Below are 20,886 nucleotides of genomic sequence, written 5' to 3' on the forward strand. Positions count from 1 at the left end.
TTCGCCAGCCTGTTCACTGTTATCAAACCTTCATCGTTTCGAAATGTGCCTGAAACATTGAAGCTGGAGCTTGGCGGCGACGTTCAATGCCATCCAGGAGACAGCCATGAACAAGATTTCGATGACGCGACGCGCTTTCGTCACGTCGGCCAGCGCCGTTGGCCTGGTCGGCGCCTCGGGCCTCGCCCTTCCCTATTACTCGCGCGCCAATCAGCGCCCGGCTTTCACCCATGGCATCCAGTCCGGCGACGTCGACGCCACCAGCGGCATGGTCTGGACACGCACCGACCGGCCGTCGCGCGTCATGTTCGAGGTGTCGCCGACCGAAAGCTTCACCAATGCCGTCCGCCTGGCGCCGCTCGATACCTCGCCGGCCAGCGATTATACGGTGAAGCGGCTGCTTACCGATCTCGCCTCCGACCAGGACATCTTCTACCGCATGGTCGCGGCCGATCTTGCCGACATCAACGCCGTTTCCGAGCCGGTCGTCGGCCGCTTCCGCACGGCACCTGCCTCGAAGCGCGACATTCGCTTTGCCTGGTCGGGCGACACCGCCGGCCAAGGCTGGGGCATCGACGAGACCGGCATGAAGACCTACGCCACCATTGCCAAGCACACGCCCGACTTCTTCCTGCATTCGGGCGATACGATCTATGCCGATGGTGCGATGAAGGACGAGGTCGACCTGCCCAACGGCGGCAAGTGGAAAAACAAAGTGCTGATCGACGAGAAGCGCAGGGTTGCCGAGACGCTGGACGAATACCGGGCGCAGTGGAAATACAACATGATGGACAGGCATTTGCTGGCGCTCAGCGCCATCTGTCCGACCTTCTATCAGTGGGATGACCACGAGGTGCTGAACAACTGGTCGGAATCGAAGGACCTGAGCGCCGACGATCGCTACACTGAAAAATCCATCCATGTGCTGGCGGCACGTGCGGCGCGCGCCTTCCACGAAATGACGACGATCCGTTACGAGCCGTCGGAGCCGGGCCGCGTCTACCGCAAGATCGCCTATGGTCCGCTGCTCGACGTGTTCTTCCTCGACATGCGTTCCTACCGCGGCCCCAACGGTCCGGATATGCAGGAGACGATGACGCCGCAATCGCGCATCCTCGGTGAACAGCAGATCAAGTGGCTGAAGCGTGAACTGGCGAATTCCAACGCAACCTGGAAAATCATCGCCGCCGACATGCCGCTCGGCCTCGTCGTCTGGAACGACGGCACCAAGAAGGTAGGGGCCGAGGCGGTCAGCAATGGCGACAATGGCCCGGCCAAAGGGCGTGAGCTGGAAATTGCCGACCTTCTTCGCTATATAAAGAATGCGGGTATCAGCAACACTGTCTGGCTCACCGCAGACGTGCATTACACAGCCGCGCATTACTACAATCCGGACAAGGCGCAGTTCCAGGACTTCAATCCGTTTTGGGAATTCGTTTCGGGTCCGATCCATTCCGGCACGTTCGGGCCTAATGGTTTCGATATGACATTCGGCCCGGAGCTGAAGTTCATAAAGGCACCAACTGCCGAACAGGGTCAAAACCTGGCGCCTTCGGCCGGCCTGCAGTTCTTCGGGCTCGTCGAAATCGATGGCGCCACCGAGCAGTTGACGGTGCGGCTGATGGATCGCGACGACAGCGAACTCTACAAGGTCACGCTCGATCCGGTGCGGTCGGCGTGAGCGACGGCGCCACTACCCTCGGGCCAGCCCGAGGGTAGGACGTATATCAATCGGGATAGCAGACGACGGGAATGTTGGGCCAGACGGCGCTGTCGCATCCGGCATTTTGCTGCCGCTGCTTGAAGGCGGCGCTGACCGGCCCGGTCACCACCGGATCGACGCCATCGGGAGCATCGGCAAAAAGCTGCTCCGCCGACGGCTTGTCGGACGACAAAGCAGACCGCGTCTCCTTGAACGACGCCGCCGACTGCGCCGCGCCGGCCGCGAGGAGGACGGCGAGCGCGGTACATGCCAAAATCGGCCGGAGTTTGATGCCTATCTCGATCATGAAATTCGAACTGTCCGGACCATGAAAGGTTCCGCCTTGGTTAATAATTCCACTTCACACCAAGACATTTAAGATTTGGTGACTTTATTTGGTGGCTCGCCTCCTCTTTCGCAATTGCGAAAAACCCTGTATGAGCCGCCCAACCGAAAGAGGCAGCGCCTTTTGGCCTGCTGCCTGCAACGCTCCCGAGACCGAAACATGAAAATCCGCAATATCGCGATCATCGCGCACGTCGACCATGGAAAAACCACCCTCGTCGACCAGCTTCTGAAACAGTCTGGCTCGTTCCGCGACAACCAGCGCGTCGCCGAGCGCGCCATGGATTCGAACGACCTCGAAAAGGAACGCGGCATCACCATCCTGGCCAAGGCGACCTCGGTCGACTGGAAGGACACCCGCATCAACATCGTCGACACGCCCGGCCACGCCGACTTCGGCGGCGAGGTCGAGCGCATTCTGTCGATGGTGGATTCGGCCATCGTGCTGGTCGACGCCGCCGAGGGGCCGATGCCGCAGACCAAATTCGTGGTCGGCAAGGCACTCAAGGTTGGACTGAAGCCGATCGTCGTCATCAACAAGATCGACCGGCCAGATGCCCGCCACGTCGAAGTGGTCAACGAGGTGTTCGATCTTTTTGCAGCACTTGACGCTACCGACGAGCAGCTCGACTTCCCTATCCTTTACGGTTCAGGCCGCGACGGCTGGGTCTCGGAAAACCCCGAAGGTCCGAAGGACCAGGCTCTGGCGCCGCTGTTCGACCTCGTCATCAAGCACGTGCCAGCGCCGACCGTTCATCCCGGCCCGTTCCGCATGATCGGCACCATCCTGGAAGCCAATCCGTTCCTCGGCCGCATCATCACCGGCCGTATCGAATCCGGCACGCTGAAATCCAACCAGGCGGTCAAGGTGCTGCACCATGACGGCACCCAGGTCGAAACCGGCCGAATCTCGAAGATCCTCGCTTTCCGCGGGCTCGAGCGCCAGCCCATCGACGAGGCGCAGGCGGGCGACATCGTCGCTATTGCCGGTCTGTCGAAGGGCACCGTCGCCGACACGTTCTGCGACCCGTCGGTGACGGAACCGCTGCATGCGCAGCCGATCGATCCGCCGACCGTGACGATGTCGTTCCTGGTCAATGATTCCCCGCTGGCCGGCACCGAAGGCGACAAGGTGACCAGCCGCGTCATCCGCGACCGCCTGCTGCGCGAGGCCGAAGGCAATGTCGCGCTGAAGATCGAGGAATCGCCGGACAAGGATTCGTTCTTCGTCTCCGGCCGCGGCGAATTGCAGCTGGCCGTGCTGATCGAGACGATGCGCCGCGAAGGTTTTGAGATCGCCGTGTCGCGGCCGCGCGTCGTCATGCAGAAGGGCGACAGCGGCGAATTGCTGGAGCCGGTCGAGGAAGTCGTCATCGACGTCGACGAGGAGCATGCCGGCGTCGTCGTGCAGAAGATGTCGGAGCGCAAGGCCGAGATGGTCGAGCTTCGCCCTTCGGGCGGCAATCGCCAGCGCATCGTCTTTCACGCACCGACGCGCGGCCTGATCGGCTACCAGTCGGAACTGTTGACCGACACGCGCGGCACCGCTGTGATGAACCGGCTGTTCCATGCCTATGAACCTTACAAGGGTGAGCTGCCGGGCCGTACCAACGGCGTGCTGATCTCCAATGAACAGGGTGAATCGGTGGCGTACGCCATGTGGAACCTGGAAGACCGCGGCCCGATGGTCATCGACCCCGGCGTCAAGGTCTATCAGGGCATGATCATCGGCATCCATTCCAGGGACAACGACCTCGAAGTCAACGTGCTCAAGGGCAAGAAGCTGACCAACATCCGCGCCGCCGGCAAGGACGAGGCGGTGAAGCTGACACCGCCGATCCGCATGACGCTGGAACGCGCGCTGGCCTGGATCCAGGACGACGAGCTGGTCGAAGTGACGCCGAAGACCATCCGCCTGCGCAAGCTCTATCTCGATCCGAACGAGCGCAAGCGTTTTGAGAAGTCGGCGAAAGTGGTCGGCGCGGCATAAAGGGCAATACCGCGCAATGAGCGGTAAACTCGTCACGGCTGGCATATACGACAATCGACCCGAGGCCGAAGTTTGCGTGTCGATGCTCGACGCGTATGGAATTTATGCTCTCGCGAATTATCTTCTCGACACGGGCAGGCTTGGCTTGATCCATGTGCAAGTCGCCGACAGCGATCTCGATGCGGCCAAGGGTTTGATTGGCTCGGCCTCCAAAGAGGGCGACTGACCCTGGCCGTAACTGTCTCTGATTACGGATTCCCTTGCCGTCGCCTCATCCACCGGCAGCCGAGATGATGGCTTCCCGGTCGGGCTCGCCGACGAGATAGACGCGGATCGTCGTTCCCGCTCGAGCCGGCTTGCGCAAGGCTTTGCCCCCGTCCGGACCAATGACCAGCAATCGTTTCTCTTCCCAAACCTGAAGCCGCGATCGCGAGACACCGAGTTCGTTGGCGAGCAACCGGTCGAGCCGCAGCGCTGTCGGCATTTCGAGCCAGAGCTGAAGTTCGAGCGCGCTGGTATTTTCCGGTCTATCCCCGAGCACCTGCTTATGAACGACGGCTTCGGGAAACTCCTCGACGCGCCCGATCCTGCTTCGCAATGCGGCAACATCGAAGGCATGGCGCCGCGCCAGGACCGGATCATTGCTTTCGAGCACCTGCAATATTGCCGGTTCGATATCGCGGCGGCTGCAGCGCTCCAGAATGCCGAAATTCCAGGAATTGTCGCAGTCGATGCAGCGGTAGATCAACCAGGCGTCAATGCGCTTGCCGTTGGCATTGACCCGGAATTTGCCGCTGCAGCGATAGGCTTTCAGGCCGCCGCAGCGATTGCAGTTGAGGTGAGGTCGAGGTGCGGTCTTGGGTGTGATCGCCCAGCGGATACGCAGTATCGAAGGCATGCCGAAAAGCCCTTCCCGTCGGGAAGTTCGTCAGATCGGCGATATCGAGAACCCTTGCGGGCACGGCGTGGCGAGAGACTGCGGCAGTTGGAAATCAGGTGTCGCGGGTGGTTATGCGCGACAGCGGTTCAGCAGTGCCAAACCGGTCTCGAACCGCCACCCGAGGAACACATGATGTGAAAACAGGCATCGCGACTGCGACGCCCTGCTCTGTGTTGGGGGAGTTGACGAGACCGGCGGTTACGTAGGCAAAGTGAAGCTCGGAAAGGATTTCGGAACGACATCTCTAGCCGTGAGGTGCCTGGCCGACAAGCCTTCTTTCGGTAGACGCTACCGTCGCCGGAACAGTTGGGTTATGTTGAACGACCCAAACATGTCAAACGAGACCGCGTCATGCATTTCACGTCGCTGCTGATTTTTGCCGGCGCCCTGCTTGTTGCAGCCGGCTCGCCCGGCCCATCGATCGCCGCTCTTGTGGCGCGGGTCATCTCGAAAGGGTTTCGCGACGTGTTTCCGTTCCTGCTTGCCATGTGGATCGGCGAAGCGATCTGGCTGTCCCTGGCGGTGTTTGGCCTCGCCGTGGTGGCGCAGACGTTCCATTTTGCTTTCGTCGTCGTGAAGTGGGTCGGCGTCGCCTATCTCGCCTGGCTGGCCTGGAAGATGTGGACGGCGCCGGTCGAGGCAAAAGAAGGTTCGCTGCCGCGCGAAGATTCGCCCACCAAGCTGTTCTTTGCCGGCATGGCGGTGACGCTCGGCAACCCGAAGATCATGATGTTCTACCTGGCGCTGCTGCCGACCATCATCGACCTCGGTTCGGTCAGCATGATCGGCTGGGTCGAGCTGACCGCGACCATGGCCATTGTCCTGGTCGCTATCGATTTGACCTGGGTGCTCGCCGCATCACAGGCGCGCAAGCTGCTCAAAAGCAAGCGGGCGATGAAGATCGCCAACCGCGTCAGCGCCGGAACCATGGCCGGCGCTGCGGCGGCTATCGCGGCGCGGTCCTGAGCCGGCGCGTCAACCCATTTCGATTATCGGCGCAATCTCGACGCTGAAACCCGGGTCCGTCAGGATAGGACAATCCTTGGCTTTGCCGACGGCATCGTCGATGTCTTTCGCTTCGATGATGGTGTAACCGGCGGTCGGATTGCTACCGCCATTGTTCTCGACCTTGCCGCCGGGCAGCAGGGTCTTCGACATGCCGACTGGATTGCCACCGTCGACCACGGCTGAGCCAAGCTTGCCGTACCAGCCGTTCCAGGCATCCATCGCTGCCTGGTTCGGCCTCCTCGGTCGGCATCTTGCCCGAGCCGTGATAGACGTAGAGAAATTTCGCCATGTTCTCCTCCTTTGATCGGCGGCATCGAACCGGCATGCGGTCATGCCGCATGCCGATCATCGGACCAAACCGGCAAACAAGCAACGAGAATGCGAAGTAGCTAATATAATGTGTGGTTGGCTCGCAACGGCGGTGCCTATCGCGCCATCGCATGGTATTCATCGTTCGGCCGCATGTCGATTGCCGATGCAAGCCGGTTCGACATGTTGAAGAACGCCGCGGTCGAGGCGACGTCCCAGATGTCGCGGTCGGAAAAGCCGACTTGCCGCAGCGCCGCCCGGTCCGCTTCGACGATCTTTGCCGGTTGCCCGGTCAGCTTCACCGCGAATTCGAGCATGGCGCGTTGCCTGTCCGACAGCTCGGCGGCGCGAAAATTCATCACCATCATCTCGCCGAAGGCCGGGTCGCCGGAAAGCTGGCGCACCGCCGCGCCATGCGCGACCAGGCAATAGTAGCAATGGTTGACCGACGAGACGGCCACCGCGATCATCTCGCGCTCGAGTTTCGACAGGCCGGATTCACCCAGCATCAAATCATTGTACATGTCGGTGAAAGCGCGCAGCTTCTTCTCGTCGAAGGCATAGGCGAGCAGCACATTGGGAACGAGGCCGAGCTTCTCCCGGCACTTGGCGAAATAGGCCTTGGTCGCGTCGCTCAGCTCCGCCGGTGCCAGGTCAAGCGCGGTAATTTTCTCCGTCATGGCGGATTTCTCCTCGTTTTCGCCAGGCTGCCGGTGAATTCCGACATTTCGTCGCAAGCCGTCAAACCTTTGTCGCCAAATACCCGTCATCTGTTAGCATAGCCGCAAAAACATGTGACGGGAGGGACTCATGGCCAGCGTAAAGTCAGCGAGCCGGTTGAAAAAAGCCGGCGTGACGAGGGGTGAAGCCGCGGGTGGCGAAAAGCCCGGCAGGCTTGCCGACTACCTGCTGGCCCGAGCTCCGGCCGAAGATGTCGCCGCCTACGACGTCATCGATCTCGAACGCGCTGCCGAACTCGCCGGCCGCGCAGTGTCCAGGCACAAGAAGGACGACTGCGTCGTTGCCATAGACGTCGATTCCGGTGTCGTCCGCCAGGGCCGGCCGATGACGGTGATCACCGTCGTCAACGACAACATGCCGTTCCTGTTCGATTCCGTCCTCGGCGAGATTACAGAAAGCGCCGGCGAGCCGCTGCTGGTTACCCATCCGGTCATAGTCGTCAGGCACGGCAAGAACGGCGTCGACGAAATCCTCGGCGATGGCGGTTATGCCAAGGGCGACCACAGCCATGACCGACTGAGCGTCATCCATGTCCATATCGGCCGCCTTTCGGCCGAGCAGGCCGAAGGCCTGGCCGCACGCCTGACGAAGCTGCTCGGCCAGGTGCGAGCCGCCGTCACCGACTGGAAGCCGATGCTTGCCCGCCTCGACCAGGCGATCTCGGAATTCCGCTACTCGCCAGTGCCGCTCGACAAGGCCCATGTCACCGAGGCGATCGCCTTCCTCGAATGGCTGCGCGACGACAATTTCACCTTTCTCGGCATGCGCGAATTCAACTACACTGGCGGCGAGACGAGCGGCATGCTCGAGCGCGCCGAAAAGCCCGGCCTCGGCATCCTTTCCGATCCCGACGTGCTGGTGCTCAGGCGCGGCACCGAAGCGGTGAGCACGACGCCGGAAATCCGTGCCTTCCTGCATGGGCCGGAACCGCTGATCGTCACCAAGGCCAACGCCAAGTCATCGGTGCACCGCCGCATCTACCTCGACTACATTGGCGTCAAGACCTACACCGGCAAAGGCGTGCTTTCAGGCGAGCTCCGTATCGTCGGCCTGTTCACCTCGACTGCCTATACGCGCTCGGTGATGAAAATCCCCTACCTGCGCTCGAAGGCGGAAACCGTCATTGCCAAATCCGGCTTCAATCCAAGCGACCATTCCGGCAAAGCTTTGATCAACGTGCTGGAGAGCTATCCGCGCGACGAGCTGTTCCAGGTTCCGGTGCCGATCCTGCGCAAGCATGCCGAAGCCATACTGGGCTTGATCGAGCGACCGCGCGTCAGGGCATTGGTGCGTGTCGACCAGTTCGACCGCTTCGTCTCCGTGCTCGTCTTCGTGCCGCGCGACCGCTACGACAGCGTCGTGCGCGAGAAGATCGGCACCTATCTGAAGACCGTCTTCGAAGGCCGGCTGTCGGCCTATTATCCGGCCTTCCCGGAAGGCGGGCTGGCGCGCGTCCATTTCATCATCGGCCGCTCCGGCGGCAAGACGCCGAAGGTCGAGCAGGCGACGATCGAGGCGGCGATCCGCGACATCGTACGGACGTGGGACGATGCACTGCGCGGGACCGCGACAGAGACCGGCGCCGATGCGAGACTCACGGCCATCGCCTCGCGTTTTTCGGAAAGTTATCGCGACAGTTTTCCGCCGGCCGTGGCGCTGGCCGATGCCGGGCGCATCGCCAAGCTCGATGCGTCAAATCCGATCGCCATCGACTATTACCGTCACACCGTCCAGAAGCCGCATCAGGCGGCGCTGAAGATCTATCACCATGGCAGCCCGGTGGCGCTGTCGCGGCGCGTGCCCGTGCTGGAAAACATCGGTTTCCGCGTCATCAGCGAGCGCACTTTCGAGGTCGGCGACATTCAATCCGGCATGGTCTTCATCCACGACATGGAACTCGAGAACAGCTACGGCAGGCCGATCGACCTCGGCAATGGCGGCGCGCTGTTCGAGGATGCGTTCCTTTCCGTCTGGCGCGGCGATGTCGACAATGACGGCTATAACGGCCTTGCCCAGACCGCCGGCCTGTGGTCGGGCGAGATCACCGTCCTGCGCGCCTATGGCCGCTATCTGCAGCAGGCCGGCATCCCGCAGAGCCAGGATTTCATCGCCGCCGCACTCAACCGTTATCCCGAGATCGCCCGCGGCCTACATGCGCTGTTTGTCGCCCGCCTCAGCCCGACGGCCGAGACGGAAGGCGTCGTTCAGGCCAAACATCTGAAAGCCAAGATCACGGATGCGCTGGAAGACGTTCCCAACATTGACGACGACACCATCATCCGCCGTTATCTGAATCTGATCGAAGCCTCGCTGCGCACCAATCATTTCGTTGCCGATACGAAACGGAAAGGCCAATCGCTGGCGATCAAGCTCGATTCGCAATCGGTCGACGGGCTGCCGGCGCCGCGGCCATGGCGGGAGATCTTCGTCTACGGCTCCGAGGTCGAGGGTGTGCATCTGCGCTTCGGCCCGGTCGCGCGCGGCGGCCTGCGCTGGTCGGACCGTGCGCAGGACTATCGCACCGAGGTGCTCGGCCTGGTCAAGGCACAGCAGGTCAAGAATGCGGTGATCGTGCCGGTTGGCGCCAAGGGCGGCTTCTACCCGAAAAAGCTGCCGATGAGCGCCGGGCGCGACGCAATTTTCGAGGCCGGCACGGCCGCCTACAAGAATTACGTTTCCAGCCTGTTGTCGATCACCGACAATATCGGGCTGGACGGCGTCATCCCGCCAGCCGGCGTCGTGCGGCGCGATCAGGATGATCCGTATTTCGTCGTCGCCGCGGACAAGGGCACGGCGACCTTCTCGGACATTGCCAACGCCATCAGCGAAAGGCACGGCTTCTGGCTCGACGACGCTTTCGCCAGCGGCGGTTCGGCCGGCTACGACCACAAGAAGATGGGCATCACCGCCAAGGGCGCCTGGGAAGCGGTCAAGCGGCATTTCCGCGAGATGAACCGCGACATCCAAACCACGCCGTTCACCGTCGTCGGCGTTGGCGACATGTCGGGCGACGTGTTCGGCAACGGCATGCTGCTGTCGGAGCAGACCCGGCTGATCGCCGCCTTCGATCATCGCGACATCTTCATCGATCCCGATCCCGACATGGCCGCTTCGATGGCCGAGCGCCGGCGTATGTTCGCTCTCGCCCGCTCAAGCTGGCAGGATTACGACAAGACGAAGCTGTCCGAAGGCGGCATCATCGTCTCGCGCAGCCAGAAGTCGATCACCTTGCCGGCCGCCGCGGCTGCAGCTATCGGCCTCGGCAAGACAACGGCCACGCCGGTCGAGATCATGAGTGCCATCCTCAAGGCGCCGGCAGATCTTTTGTGGTTCGGCGGCATCGGCACCTATGTCAGGGCATCGAGCGAGACCAACCAGGACGTCGGCGACCGTGCCAATGACGCGATCCGCATCACCGCGCTCGACCTGCGTGCCAAGGTCATCGGTGAAGGCGCCAATCTCGGCGTCACGCAGCGGGCGCGCATCGAATTCGGATTGAATGGCGGCCGCTGCAACTCAGATGCGATCGACAATTCGGGCGGCGTGAACTGCTCAGACGTCGAGGTCAACATCAAGATCGCGCTGGCTTCCGCCATGCGGAAGGGATCGCTGACGCGGCCGTCGCGCAACAAATTGCTGGCCGAGATGACCGACGAGGTCAGCGCCCTGGTGCTGTCCAACAATTACCAGCAGACGCTGGCGCTGTCCCTTGCTCGCAAGCGCGGCCTTGCCGACATTGCCCATCAGAGCCGCTTCATGGAGGCGCTCGAGGCGCGCGGGCTGCTCGACCGTGCCGTCGAGACGCTGCCGTCGCCGGCGGCTCTTGCCGAGCGCGATGCGCGCGGCGAGCCGCTCACCCGGGCCGAGCTCGGCGTGCTGCTTGCCTATGCCAAGATCGTGCTGTTTTCCGATATCGTCGCCAGCGACGTGCCGGACGATCCGCATTTCGACCGCGACCTGATGGGTTACTTTCCCGACCGCATGGCAAAGAAATATGCGGCGGAAATCCACGGCCATCGCCTGCGCCGCGAGATCATCGCTCGTGTCGTCGCCAATGATCTGGTCAATCGCGGCGGCCCGTCCTTCGTCAACAGGCTGCAGGAAGCGACCGGGCGCAGTGCCGCCGATGTCGTGCGCACCTTCGCCGTGGTGCGGGATGGCTTTGCACTGCCGGCGCTCTATCGCCAGATCGACGCGCTCGATAACCAGATCGACGGACAGATCCAGCTCGACCTCTATCAGGCGGTCAGCCGGCTGATCTATGTGACGAGCGGCTGGTACCTGAAGAACGATGCCGGCACTGCACTGCTCGGGCAGCGGATTGCCGAGTTGCAGGATGCGCGCAAGGCGCTTGAGCCGAAGCTCGTTTCGCTGCTGCCGGCCTTCTCGCGCGAGCGGATCGAGGAGCGGCGGCACAGCCTGTCGAAGGGCGGCGCGCCCGAGAGCCTTGCCGAGCAACTGGCGTTGACCGATGTGGCGGAACTCATCCCCGACATAGCGCTGACGGCGCGGACGGCAAATGCCGGCATCGTCGCTGCCGCCAAGGCGTTTTTTGCAGTCAGTGATGTCTTCCGCATACCGCGCGTCGAAGATGCGGCACGCTCGATCACGCCCTCGGATTATTACGATCAACTGGCGCTTTCCCGCGCCACCGACACGATCGGCGCGGCCAGGCGCGGCATCGCCGTGGCGGCACTCACCAGTCATGCCGAGGCGGCGGATCCGGTGTCGGCATGGTTGGAGGCCGGCGGCGAACGGGTCGGACGCATCCGCGAGCGGTTGCAGGCGCTGACCGAGGGCGGCGACATCACCGTGTCGCGGCTGTCGGTGGCATCCGGCCTGATGAGTGATCTGACGCAGCTGTGAGACGTCTTCCATATCGCGCGGGATTGCCGGGAAGAACTGCGCTATAGAGCGAACGGCGCCCTGCTTTGGGGGGGCGCCGGAGCATGATCCCAAAAAGTGACGATCGGCTTTTGGACAAGATCGTGCTCAACAAGAAGACGGAGCGTCATTCCGATTCGATCGGCATGGAGCAAGCTCCAGCGGAGGGGACATGGCTGAGATGGCAGTGCAGCGGGCATCGGGACGCGGCATCTGGGGATGGATGCTGTTCGACTGGGCGGCACAGCCGTTTTTCACGGTCGTTACCACCTTCATCTTCGGTCCTTATTTCGTCTCGCGCATGGCCAGCAATCCGGAGACCGGGCAAGCGGCCTGGGGCTACGGCATTGCCGCCGCCGGCCTCGTCATTGCCGTTTTGTCGCCGGTCCTCGGCTCGATCGCCGATCAGACCGGACCACGCAAACCGTGGATAGCCCTCTTCGCCGCGGTTAAAATCACCTGCCTCACCCTGCTGTGGTTCGCCGCGCCCGGCTCTAATCTTTTTCTGGTCGTGGCGTTGTTCTCGCTGGCGTCGGTCGCGGCGGAATTCTCGACTGTGTTCAATGATTCGATGATGCCCCGCCTGGTGCCGAAGAGCGACATCGGCAGGATCTCGAACATGGCCTGGGGACTCGGCTATCTCGGCGGCATGATCGCACTGATCTTCGTCGTTACCGTCATGGCCGGCTCGCCTGAAACCGGCAAGACCGTCGTTGGGCTCGACCCGATCTTCGGCCTCGACCCCAGGCTCGGCGAGGACGCGCGCGCTACCGGGCCGTTGTCGGCGGCCTGGTATTTCCTGTTCATCCTGCCGATGTTCTTCTTCACGCCTGATGCGATCAAAGGCATTCCAATCGGGCCGGCGGTGCGCGAAGGCCTGTCGGAACTGAAGTCGACGCTGGCCGAAGTGCGCAAGCGCAGCGGCATTTTTCGCTTTCTCGTCGCCCGTATGATCTATCAGGACGGCGTCAATGCACTGCTGGCGCTGGGCGGAACGTTTGCGGCGGCAATGTTCCATTGGTCGATTACCGAGATCGGCCTGTTCGGCATCATCCTCAACGTCGTTGCCATCGTCGGCTGCCTGGTTGCCGCACGCCTCGACACAGCGCTGGGTTCCAAGACCATAGTGATGATTTCGCTGGTCATGCTGAGCATTGCCACGATCGGCATCGTTTCGACCGGACCGGGCTATACGCTGTTCGGCGCCTGGGTGATGCCCGGACTGGATGGTGGCGGATTGTTCGGCACGGCGGCGGAAAAAGCCTACATTTTCTACGGCCTGCTGATCGGGCTTGCTTTCGGCCCGGTGCAGGCATCGTCGCGCTCCTACATGGCGCGCAGCGTCTCCGCTGCCGAATCGGGCCGCTATTTCGGCATCTATGCGCTGGCCGGCCGGGCAACCAGTTTTGCCGCACCCTTCATGGTGGCCACGATCACCCTGGCCAGCGGCTCGGCGCGGCTCGGCATGGCGGCGATCGTGCTGTTCCTTGGCGCCGGCATGGCGATCCTGATCGGCACGCCCTATCCGGCAGATCGGCCGGCGGAGTGAGCTGCTCTTGCCTTCTCCCACAGCGGGAGGGTAACGCGTTCAATGCCGGAAATGCCTCACTCCGGTGAAGACCATGGCAATGCCGTGAGCGTCGGCGGCGGCGATGACATCGTCGTCGCGCATCGAGCCGCCGGGCTGGATGACGGCGGTGGCGCCGGCTTCGATTGCCGACAAAAGCCCGTCCGCGAACGGGAAAAAGGCATCCGAGGCGACGACCGAGCCCCTGGTCAAAGGCTCCGTCAGGCCGGCAGCCTCGGCCGCGTCGAGCGCCTTGCGCGCCGCGATGCGCGAGGAATCGACCCGGCTCATCTGGCCGGCGCCGATGCCGACTGTAGCGCCATCCCTGGCATAGACGATGGCGTTCGACTTGACGTGCTTTGCCACGCGAAAAGCGAATTTCAGATCGGCCAATTCGGCCGGCGTCGGAGCGCGCCTGGTCACCACTTTCAGCTCGAGGTCATCCACCACCGCGTTGTCGCGGCCCTGGACCAGCAAACCGCCGGCAACCGATTTCAAGCCAAGGCCCGCCGCGCGCGGGTCGGGCAGGCCGCCGGTGACCAGCAGGCGTAGGTTCTTCTTGGCGGCAATGATGCGGACTGCTTCTTCGGACGCCTCCGGTGCGATGATCACTTCGGTAAAGGTCTTGACGATCTCTTCGGCGGTTCCGGCATCGAGGATGCGGTTCATGGCGACGATGCCGCCGAAGGCCGAGACCGGGTCGCAGGCCAGCGCCTTGGCATAGGCCGCCTGCAGCGAAGCGTCCTCAGCGACGCCGCACGGGTTGGCGTGCTTGATGATGGCAATTGCTGCGGAGCGCGACGGGTCGAACTCGCCGACCAGCTCGAAGGCAGCGTCGGTGTCGTTGATGTTGTTGTAGGAAAGCTGCTTGCCCTGAAGCTGGCGCGCCGTGGCGACGCCCGGCCGCCTGTCGCCGTTGACATAGAAGCCGGCGCCCTGATGCGGGTTTTCGCCATAGCGCATCACCGACTGCAGCTTGCCGCCGAAGGCGCGCCATGTCGGATGCTCGATCTCAAGCGCCTCGGCGAACCATCCCGAGATCGCCGCATCGTAGGTGGCGGTGCGGGCAAAGGCCTTGGCTGCCAGCTTCTTGCGGAAATCCAGCGACAACGACCCGAAATTCATCTCCAGCGCGTTGAGCACCGAGGCATAGTCATCGGGATCGGTGACGATGCCGACATAGGCGTGGTTCTTGGCCGAGGCACGGATCATCGCCGGGCCGCCGATGTCGATGTTCTCGACGATCGCCGCGTAGTCGGCGCCGGAGCGACGCACCTCTTCGAACGGATAGAGATTGGAGACGACGAGATCGATCGGCTCGATGCCGTGGTCGCGCATCGCTGCGGCGTGCTCGGGATCGTCGCGCACGCCAAGCAGTGCGCCATGCACCGACGGGTGCAGCGTCTTGACGCGGCCGTCCATGATCTCGGGAAAGCCGGTGAGCTCGGACACGTCGCGCACCGCCATGCCGGCCTCGGCAAGGGCCCTCGCGGTGCCGCCGGTCGAGACTAGCTCGACGCCGGCCGAAGCCAGCGCCCTGGCGAAATCGATCAGGCCGGTCTTATCAAAGACGGAAAGGAGCGCGCGACGGATGGGTACAAGGTCGGGCGCGGGAATGTTCTTGGCGGCGACGGCCATGGGCTGGCGGCCTTTCCAGTTCTGGTTGGAGAGCGTCCGCGGGCCGTAGCATATGAGGCCCGGAAATCAAGCCGCAAGACTTGATCAGTGTCTGCCGTTGCCACCGGCTTCAGCTTTTTCCGGACGGCCGGCGATAATGGTGCGCGTCAATTGCCAGTGGACCTCGGAAATTTCCGAGGCCTTGAACGCAAGCACGATCTGGCGGCTGCGGCGCGGGCCGCCAAGCCCTGCGAAATAGATCGATTCCTCGACCTCGGGCACCACTTCGGTAGAGGTAAACACCCAGGTGTCGGCATGGTCGGCGGCCAGCACCAGACGGTCATGCTCATCCTGGAGCAGCCTTATATCGGGATGGACATGGAAACGCACCGTGACGAAGTCACGGCCATTGTTGCGGATAGAAGCGCCGCCCGGGCGCAGGAAACATTCCTTGCCGGCAAGCACATTGCCTTCGGTCGATAATTTCAGCTCGCGCTCATGCAGGAAGCCGAAGCGCGCCACATAGCCGTCATGGCGGGCGATGAAGCCCTGGCTGCCCTTCTGGTCGGTGCGCTTGCAAGGCACATGCTGCGGCCCGCCGATCAAAGGCGTGCCGAGCAGGTCGTTGACGCGCAAGGAGTGATTGAAGCGCGCCGACGACGTGTCGTTGATGGTGGCGGTCGAGTGGGCGGCGGTGGCGCGGGCAAGCGGCCGGAACTCGGCGGCGCCATAAGTATCTATTCCGGCGTTGACGATATAGTGCTGGCGGCCCGACGACAATTCGAAGGCGAGGCATCCGGCGTGAGCGGCATTGGATACTTCGACGGGGGGCGGCGGGCCGGTATCGGCGATCACAGTGACACCGCCCATCGACAGGCGCTCATAACCCGAATGCGGCGCGTGCAGCAACGGTGCGCCGGCGGTGTCGTCGTGATGCAGGATGCTGGCGATACGGTCGTGAATGGTGGCGCCCATGCCGTTGAAGCGGGCAAGGCTGCCGTCCTGATGGCGAAAGAAGCGCAGTGCCGGCAGCATCCGGTCGATGGCTCCGATCAGGGCGGCCGGCGGCGTCTCGGCCTGATTGGCGTATGTCTGGCGCAACGGCAGAAGGTCGGCGAGGATTTCAAGCACGGTCATCGGATTACGCGAGATATGGCCGCCGTCAGGCAGGATCTGGCGGTCGAGCTCCTCGGCGAGATTGCGGGTAGCACCGCGTAGCGCCGAGGCCGGCGCCGGCAGCGACAAAGCGGCAAAGGCCAGCGCAATGCGGGCGCGCAGCCTGTCCTTGCCGTCCGGCATCTCGCGCACCATGGCGCGCAGATAGCGGATCTGGACGGCGAGCGATTTCAAGAACGCGCGGTAGAACGGAAATTCGGCGCCCTGCAACACGATCGAGGAATGCTGCAGCCAGGCAATGACACGCTTGGCCGTCGTGCCGGGCTCCCAGGCGACGCCGGAAATATGGCTGCCATGGATTGCAATCCAGTCGGAAACCAACGCCCGCGCGTTGGCGGCGGCGAGCTCGGTACCGGCGGCACGCATATGGCGCAGCCAGCGAAAGCCATGCAGCGTTTTTTGCCAGCCGGGATTGGGCACGTCGATCTGGAAGGGCGATTTGCCGCCGGTCTCGACCAGATGCCCCGAAAGCGGATAGCGGCCGTAATAGATCTCGAGCGCGATCTGAGGATCGGCGAGCCGCAGGTCCGGTGGGGCGATCAGGACGCGCTCCGGCGTGCGGCCTGAGTAGCGCCAGCGATAGAGTGGCCCGGCGCGCAAGCGCCGGCGCGTCTTGCGCCAGAACTCCCTCGCGACAAGCGTCCAAAGACGCGTCGTGTTACCGGCAGCGATTGCCAAAACCCCTCCTGATCGTCCTCACCCAAGCACAAGTTTATATGATTCAAGAACTTGTGCGAAGGCGAATTCCGCGGCAGTGGGGCCGTTCAGCCTGTTTTCCATGCCTCCTCGCCCCAAGAAGCCGGACGGCGCTTCAAGATCGGCCCTTAGCCGGCTCTGCGCATGCGGGCGGCGAAGAAGCCGTCCAGCCCGGAGCGGCCCGGCGAGCCTAGCTCCAGATCGGCAGGCGTGGTGCGCAACGTGCCTTGCGGCGTCAGAAACGGGTCGATGCCGGCGATCTCACCCGGCCGAAGCGGGTCGTCGACAATCTCCGCATTGCCGGCGAGAAAGTCGCGATAGAGCTCTTCGCCTTCCATCGGATCGAGCGAACAGTTGGAAAAGACGATGCGTCCACCAGGCTTGACCAGGGTGACGGCGCGGGCAAGCAGCCGGCGTTGCAGGTCGGCCAGTTTTTCGACGTCGGCCGCCGTCTTCGTCCAGGGAACGTCGGGATGCCGCCGCACCGTGCCGGTCGAAGAGCAAGGTGGGTCGAGGAGGACGGCGTCGAAGAGGTCCTTCGGCTCGTATTTGAGCAGATCGGTCTGGACGATCTCGGCGGCCAGACCGAGCCGTTCGAGGTTCTGCGTCAGCCGTGCCAGCCGCGTTTTGGACATGTCGAGCGCGGTGACGTGGGCGCCGGCGAGGATCAGCTGGGCGGTCTTGCCGCCCGGCGCGGCACAGAGGTCGGCGATTCGCAAACCATTGATGTCGCCGAACAGCCGGGCCGGCAGGCTGGCCGCTGCATCCTGAACCCACCAGGCGCCTTCCCCAAAGCCGGGCAGTTCGGTCACGGAAGCGCTGAGCTTTTCCACCCGCACCGTGCCGGTCGGCAAGACAAAGCCGCCGAGCCGTTCGGCCCACAGCGCCGGGTCCGACTTGACCGAGAAATCGACCGGTGCCTCATGGCGATGGGCGAGCAGTATCTGCCTGGCCTTGTCGAGGCCGTAGACCGTTTTCAAACGGTCGGAAAACCATTTTGGCGCCTCGTCGGTAGCGGCAAGTGCTGCCGCGAGCTCGTCCTGCTTGGCCCGCGCCAGCGTGCGCAGCACGCCATTGACGAGGCCGGAAAAGCGCGCCGTGCGCGGATCGGACTTGGCGTGTGTCACGGCGAGGTCGACGGCGGCGCTGTCGGGAACATCGAGGAACAGGATCTGCGCTGCCGCCACATGCAAAATGTGCGAAAGCGCCGTGGCGTTGGGCGGCAGCGGCTTTTCCAGGCGACGGGCCAAAAGGCCTGATATGGTCATGCGGTAGCGCAGGGCGGTGACCAGAATGGCGCGCACCAAGGCGCGGTCGCGCAGGTCGAGCGCCTTGTATTGTGGATGGCCGTTTTCATGGTCGGTCAGCCCGTCGAGCGGCGTTTTCGCGTCAATGACGGCGGCAAGCAGGCGCGCAGCTGCCTTGCGCGCGGCGAGACCGCGAGCTTCTGAAGCCTCACTGTGAGTTGGCCTCATTGTGTCGGCGATCGGTTGACTAGTTTAAATATGGCGCTGACAAAATCTTCTTTGCTTCCTAGGGGGGAGATCACCTGAATGTAGTCTTTCTCAACCGTGCCGACATAGTCCGCGACTTGCTTTGGAGATGCACCATCCCCGACAAGTCGGACGATGTGGCGAAGATAGGTGTCATATTCATCTTCAGGAAGTGGGCGAAAGCCCAGGTCACTTGATGTTGCTATGCTCGCCATCGGTATTCCGATAGGGTTCCAGTGCCTTGCACAAAGATCGCGCATTTCCGCCAGCGAGATCCCGCCTTTTTTGTCTGTCGCGCTCGTCACGACCACGGACCTTTGGGTCCGGTCGGATTGCGTCCCCAGGGATTGGGTCTCGGCTTGGCCGGCTCAGGCGGCCTCTCGGGCCGCACGGCCCTGTCCCACGGACCAGACGGCTGCTGCCCGGTCCCTTCCGGCGCCGGCCTTGGCGTCGCGGCCTCTTCGGGTGCGCCGGCCATTTCGCTCGCCATCCTCTGCAACGCGGCGATGCGGTTTTCTGTGCTCGGGTGAGTGGAAAACAAACTGTCCATGCGCTCGCCGGAAAGAGGATTGATGATGAAGAGATGGGCGGTTGCCGGATTGCGCTCGGCATCCGGGTTGCGGATGCGTTCGGCGCCCCGCGCGATCTTGTCAAGTGCCGAGGCGAGCCACAGCGGGTGTCCACAGATTTCGGCACCGCGCCGGTCGGCCTCATATTCGCGGGTGCGGCTCACCGCCATCTGCACGATCATGGCGGCCAGGGGCGCGACTATCATCGCCACCAGCACGCCGACGATGCCAAAGGAATTGTTATTGTCGCGGTTGCCGCCGAAAAAGAAGGCGAAATTGCCGAGCATCGAAATTGCGCCGGCAAAGGTGGCGACGATCGTCATGGTCAGCGTATCGCGGTGCTGCACATGGGCGAGCTCGTGTGCCATCACCGCCGCGACTTCTTCATGCGATAGCCGCTCGAGCAGGCCGGTGCTGGCGGCGACAGCGGCATTTTGCGGATTGCGGCCGGTGGCGAAGGCATTGGGCTGCGGATTGTCGATGAGATAGGTTCTCGGCATCGGCAGGCCGGCACGTTGCGCGAGACCCTTCACGATGGCGTAATATTCAGGCGCGTTGCGTTCGTCGACTTCGATCGCACGGTGCATCGACAGCACCATCTTGTCGGCGTTCCAATAGCTGAACAAATTGGTGCCGGCGGCGATCAGCAAGGCAATCATCATGCCGCCGGATCCGCCGATGAGATAGCCGACGCCCATGAACAGGGCCGTCATTGCGGCCAAAAGCATGGCGGTGCGAAGGGTGTTCATCGTCTGCTCCATTTTGGCCCAACAAAGGGGTCGATCCTTGTGGGCCCATCGCTATATGATGGGAAACAGCGGTTCCCGTTTCAATCGGGGCCTGTTTCAATCTAGCGGAAGATCGCATGATCGACAAAACCAGCCAAACGCATGCTAACGGCTCGCCGCAAAAGCCGCTGACCCCGGCAGCCAGGCGCGCCTTGGTCGAGGCCGAGGCCCGGCGGGAGAAATATCGCGAGCAGGAAGCCACGCTGCCGAGGGAGATCGGCGGGCGCGGCGGCAAGGAGCCTGGCCGCTATGGCGACTGGGAGGTCAAGGGCCTGACCAGCGACTTTTAGCGCAAGCAGGGTGCTAGTTAAGCAGGCTGTGCGGTCCGTTCCGCTTCGATGGCAATCCAGCCGTTGTCATCGACGGCGATGCCGATCGCGCCATAGCCGGTGATGGCGGCATGCGGCGTCTCCAACGGATGCCGGTGCGTGGCGCTGATCACCACGATTGCAGCGCCCGCGGCTTCGGCCGCCGCTATGCCGGCCGGCGCGTCCTCGAAGACGAGGCAGTCGCCCACATCGACGCCGAGCCGTTCGGCCGCCAGCCGGAAGCAGTCGGGCGCCGGCTTGCCGCGCGATACATCCTCCGCCGCAACAATCACGGCGGGAGCCGGAATACCCGCGGCCTGCAGGCGCAGCAGGGCGAGCTCGCGCGGTGCCGAAGTGGCGATCGCCCAGCTTCCAGGCGGCAGCGACGCCAGGAAGGCCGCGGCGCCGGCAATCGGGCGAATGCCCTCGACATCGGCCGCCTCGGCCTGCAAAAGCGAATCGGCTTCGCGGGCAGGATCGACGCCTGGGAGCGCCAGCCGGCCGATGGTCTCGATCGCCCGCACGCCGTGGATGGTCGGCAGGAATGCGGCGACGTCAAGACCTTGCCGATGCGCCCACGCTGCCCAGACCCTTTCCGCTGCGGCGATCGAATTGAGAATCGTGCCGTCCATATCGAACAGGAAGGCCGCGAATTTTCTGCCTGCAAACATCGGTTTCCCGGGGTCATCTTGGAGGGATTATTTCGAAAGACGCGTGTCAATCGACCGTAACGTTGCCGCGTCCGTATGGGAA

16 protein-coding genes and 1 pseudogene are annotated in these 20,886 nt (G+C 63.1%); 7 read left to right on the plus strand and 10 right to left on the minus strand.

Going from position 1 to position 20,886, the window contains the following annotated elements:
- The first annotated feature begins 106 nt into the window (after window positions 1-106).
- Window positions 107-1,681 (plus strand): alkaline phosphatase D family protein, encoded by a 1,575-nt coding sequence (locus tag NKI29_RS13330; RefSeq protein ID WP_352796445.1) that lies wholly within the window; start codon window positions 107-109, stop codon window positions 1,679-1,681.
- A 46-nt stretch (window positions 1,682-1,727) separates the two neighbouring features.
- On the opposite strand, the gene NKI29_RS13335 is transcribed toward NKI29_RS13330, so the two are convergent.
- Window positions 1,728-2,009 (minus strand): hypothetical protein, encoded by a 282-nt coding sequence (locus NKI29_RS13335; RefSeq protein ID WP_352796447.1) that lies wholly within the window; start codon window positions 2,007-2,009, stop codon window positions 1,728-1,730.
- A gap of 198 nt (window positions 2,010-2,207) precedes the next feature.
- On the opposite strand from NKI29_RS13335, the gene typA reads away from it, so the two are divergent.
- Window positions 2,208-4,037: a translational GTPase TypA gene (typA, locus tag NKI29_RS13340; RefSeq protein ID WP_023678130.1), complete on the plus strand. Its 1,830-nt coding sequence runs from the start codon at window positions 2,208-2,210 to the stop codon at window positions 4,035-4,037.
- Window positions 4,038-4,053: 16 nt separating this feature from the next.
- Window positions 4,054-4,263, plus strand: a complete 210-nt coding sequence (locus NKI29_RS13345; protein WP_352458081.1) for a hypothetical protein — start codon at window positions 4,054-4,056, stop codon at window positions 4,261-4,263.
- Between the two features lie 45 nt (window positions 4,264-4,308).
- Here the strand turns inward: NKI29_RS13345 and NKI29_RS13350 are convergent, their stop codons facing one another.
- Complete coding sequence (locus NKI29_RS13350; protein ID WP_352796450.1) at window positions 4,309-4,935, minus strand: DUF1062 domain-containing protein; 627 nt, start codon at window positions 4,933-4,935, stop codon at window positions 4,309-4,311.
- Window positions 4,936-5,328: 393 nt separating this feature from the next.
- On the opposite strand from NKI29_RS13350, the gene NKI29_RS13355 reads away from it, so the two are divergent.
- Window positions 5,329-5,943 (plus strand): LysE family translocator, encoded by a 615-nt coding sequence (locus NKI29_RS13355; protein WP_352796453.1) that lies wholly within the window; start codon window positions 5,329-5,331, stop codon window positions 5,941-5,943.
- A gap of 9 nt (window positions 5,944-5,952) precedes the next feature.
- Here NKI29_RS13355 and NKI29_RS13360 read toward each other — a convergent pair.
- Window positions 5,953-6,274 (minus strand): annotated as a pseudogene (locus tag NKI29_RS13360) (YciI family protein).
- Window positions 6,275-6,410: 136 nt separating this feature from the next.
- Window positions 6,411-6,974 (minus strand): peroxidase-related enzyme, encoded by a 564-nt coding sequence (locus NKI29_RS13365; protein WP_352681815.1) that lies wholly within the window; start codon window positions 6,972-6,974, stop codon window positions 6,411-6,413.
- A gap of 130 nt (window positions 6,975-7,104) precedes the next feature.
- Here NKI29_RS13365 and NKI29_RS13370 point away from each other — a divergent pair, with 130 nt between their 5' ends.
- Together NKI29_RS13370 and NKI29_RS13375 are read left to right on the plus strand one after the other, a co-directional pair.
- A complete protein-coding gene (locus NKI29_RS13370; RefSeq protein WP_352796456.1) occupies window positions 7,105-11,901 on the plus strand; it encodes an NAD-glutamate dehydrogenase in 4,797 nt (1,598 codons plus the stop codon).
- A 190-nt stretch (window positions 11,902-12,091) separates the two neighbouring features.
- Window positions 12,092-13,468, plus strand: coding sequence for an MFS transporter (locus NKI29_RS13375; RefSeq protein ID WP_352796459.1), 1,377 nt, complete (start codon window positions 12,092-12,094; stop codon window positions 13,466-13,468).
- A 39-nt stretch (window positions 13,469-13,507) separates the two neighbouring features.
- Here the strand turns inward: NKI29_RS13375 and purH are convergent, their stop codons facing one another.
- The 5 genes from purH to htpX form a co-directional block, all read right to left on the minus strand.
- Complete coding sequence (gene purH, locus NKI29_RS13380) at window positions 13,508-15,124, minus strand: bifunctional phosphoribosylaminoimidazolecarboxamide formyltransferase/IMP cyclohydrolase (RefSeq protein WP_023678122.1); 1,617 nt, start codon at window positions 15,122-15,124, stop codon at window positions 13,508-13,510.
- Window positions 15,125-15,208: 84 nt separating this feature from the next.
- Window positions 15,209-16,957 carry a heparinase II/III family protein gene (locus NKI29_RS13385; RefSeq protein WP_352796462.1) on the minus strand — a complete coding sequence of 583 codons (1,749 nt, stop codon included), beginning with the start codon at window positions 16,955-16,957 and terminating at the stop codon, window positions 15,209-15,211.
- Window positions 16,958-17,103: 146 nt separating this feature from the next.
- Window positions 17,104-18,450 (minus strand): RsmB/NOP family class I SAM-dependent RNA methyltransferase, encoded by a 1,347-nt coding sequence (locus NKI29_RS13390; RefSeq protein ID WP_352569507.1) that lies wholly within the window; start codon window positions 18,448-18,450, stop codon window positions 17,104-17,106.
- Window positions 18,447-18,773, minus strand: a complete 327-nt coding sequence (locus NKI29_RS13395) for a hypothetical protein (protein WP_352451231.1) — start codon at window positions 18,771-18,773, stop codon at window positions 18,447-18,449. Before NKI29_RS13395 ends, NKI29_RS13390 begins: the two co-directional genes overlap by 4 nt.
- Entirely contained in the window at window positions 18,770-19,786 is a 1,017-nt protein-coding gene (gene htpX / locus NKI29_RS13400) for a zinc metalloprotease HtpX (protein WP_352569508.1), read from the minus strand. Before htpX ends, NKI29_RS13395 begins: the two co-directional genes overlap by 4 nt.
- A gap of 116 nt (window positions 19,787-19,902) precedes the next feature.
- Between htpX and NKI29_RS13405 the strand changes: the two genes are divergently transcribed.
- Entirely contained in the window at window positions 19,903-20,115 is a 213-nt protein-coding gene (locus tag NKI29_RS13405; protein WP_352451229.1) for a DUF1674 domain-containing protein, read from the plus strand.
- Between the two features lie 17 nt (window positions 20,116-20,132).
- On the opposite strand, the gene NKI29_RS13410 is transcribed toward NKI29_RS13405, so the two are convergent.
- Window positions 20,133-20,804 carry an HAD-IA family hydrolase gene (locus NKI29_RS13410; protein ID WP_352569509.1) on the minus strand — a complete coding sequence of 224 codons (672 nt, stop codon included), beginning with the start codon at window positions 20,802-20,804 and terminating at the stop codon, window positions 20,133-20,135.
- Window positions 20,805-20,886 lie beyond the last annotated feature (82 nt).

The sequence above is a fragment of the Mesorhizobium sp. M0678 genome, assembly GCF_040320505.1.
Lineage (GTDB): Bacteria > Pseudomonadota > Alphaproteobacteria > Rhizobiales > Rhizobiaceae > Mesorhizobium.

Excerpts from the sequence above, each read along its gene's own strand:
- NKI29_RS13330 (WP_352796445.1), top strand. The coding sequence starts at position 107 with ATGAACAAGATTTCGATGACGCGACGCGCTTTCGTCACGTCGGCCAGC.
- NKI29_RS13335 (WP_352796447.1), bottom strand. The coding sequence starts at position 2,009 with ATGATCGAGATAGGCATCAAACTCCGGCCGATTTTGGCATGTACCGCG.
- typA (WP_023678130.1), top strand. The coding sequence starts at position 2,208 with ATGAAAATCCGCAATATCGCGATCATCGCGCACGTCGACCATGGAAAA.
- NKI29_RS13345 (WP_352458081.1), top strand. The coding sequence starts at position 4,054 with ATGAGCGGTAAACTCGTCACGGCTGGCATATACGACAATCGACCCGAG.
- NKI29_RS13350 (WP_352796450.1), bottom strand. The coding sequence starts at position 4,935 with ATGCCTTCGATACTGCGTATCCGCTGGGCGATCACACCCAAGACCGCA.
- NKI29_RS13355 (WP_352796453.1), top strand. The coding sequence starts at position 5,329 with ATGCATTTCACGTCGCTGCTGATTTTTGCCGGCGCCCTGCTTGTTGCA.
- NKI29_RS13365 (WP_352681815.1), bottom strand. The coding sequence starts at position 6,974 with ATGACGGAGAAAATTACCGCGCTTGACCTGGCACCGGCGGAGCTGAGC.
- NKI29_RS13370 (WP_352796456.1), top strand. The coding sequence starts at position 7,105 with ATGGCCAGCGTAAAGTCAGCGAGCCGGTTGAAAAAAGCCGGCGTGACG.
- NKI29_RS13375 (WP_352796459.1), top strand. The coding sequence starts at position 12,092 with ATGGCTGAGATGGCAGTGCAGCGGGCATCGGGACGCGGCATCTGGGGA.
- purH (WP_023678122.1), bottom strand. The coding sequence starts at position 15,124 with ATGGCCGTCGCCGCCAAGAACATTCCCGCGCCCGACCTTGTACCCATC.
- NKI29_RS13390 (WP_352569507.1), bottom strand. The coding sequence starts at position 18,450 with ATGAGGCCAACTCACAGTGAGGCTTCAGAAGCTCGCGGTCTCGCCGCG.
- htpX (WP_352569508.1), bottom strand. The coding sequence starts at position 19,786 with ATGAACACCCTTCGCACCGCCATGCTTTTGGCCGCAATGACGGCCCTG.
- NKI29_RS13405 (WP_352451229.1), top strand. The coding sequence starts at position 19,903 with ATGATCGACAAAACCAGCCAAACGCATGCTAACGGCTCGCCGCAAAAG.
- NKI29_RS13410 (WP_352569509.1), bottom strand. The coding sequence starts at position 20,804 with ATGTTTGCAGGCAGAAAATTCGCGGCCTTCCTGTTCGATATGGACGGC.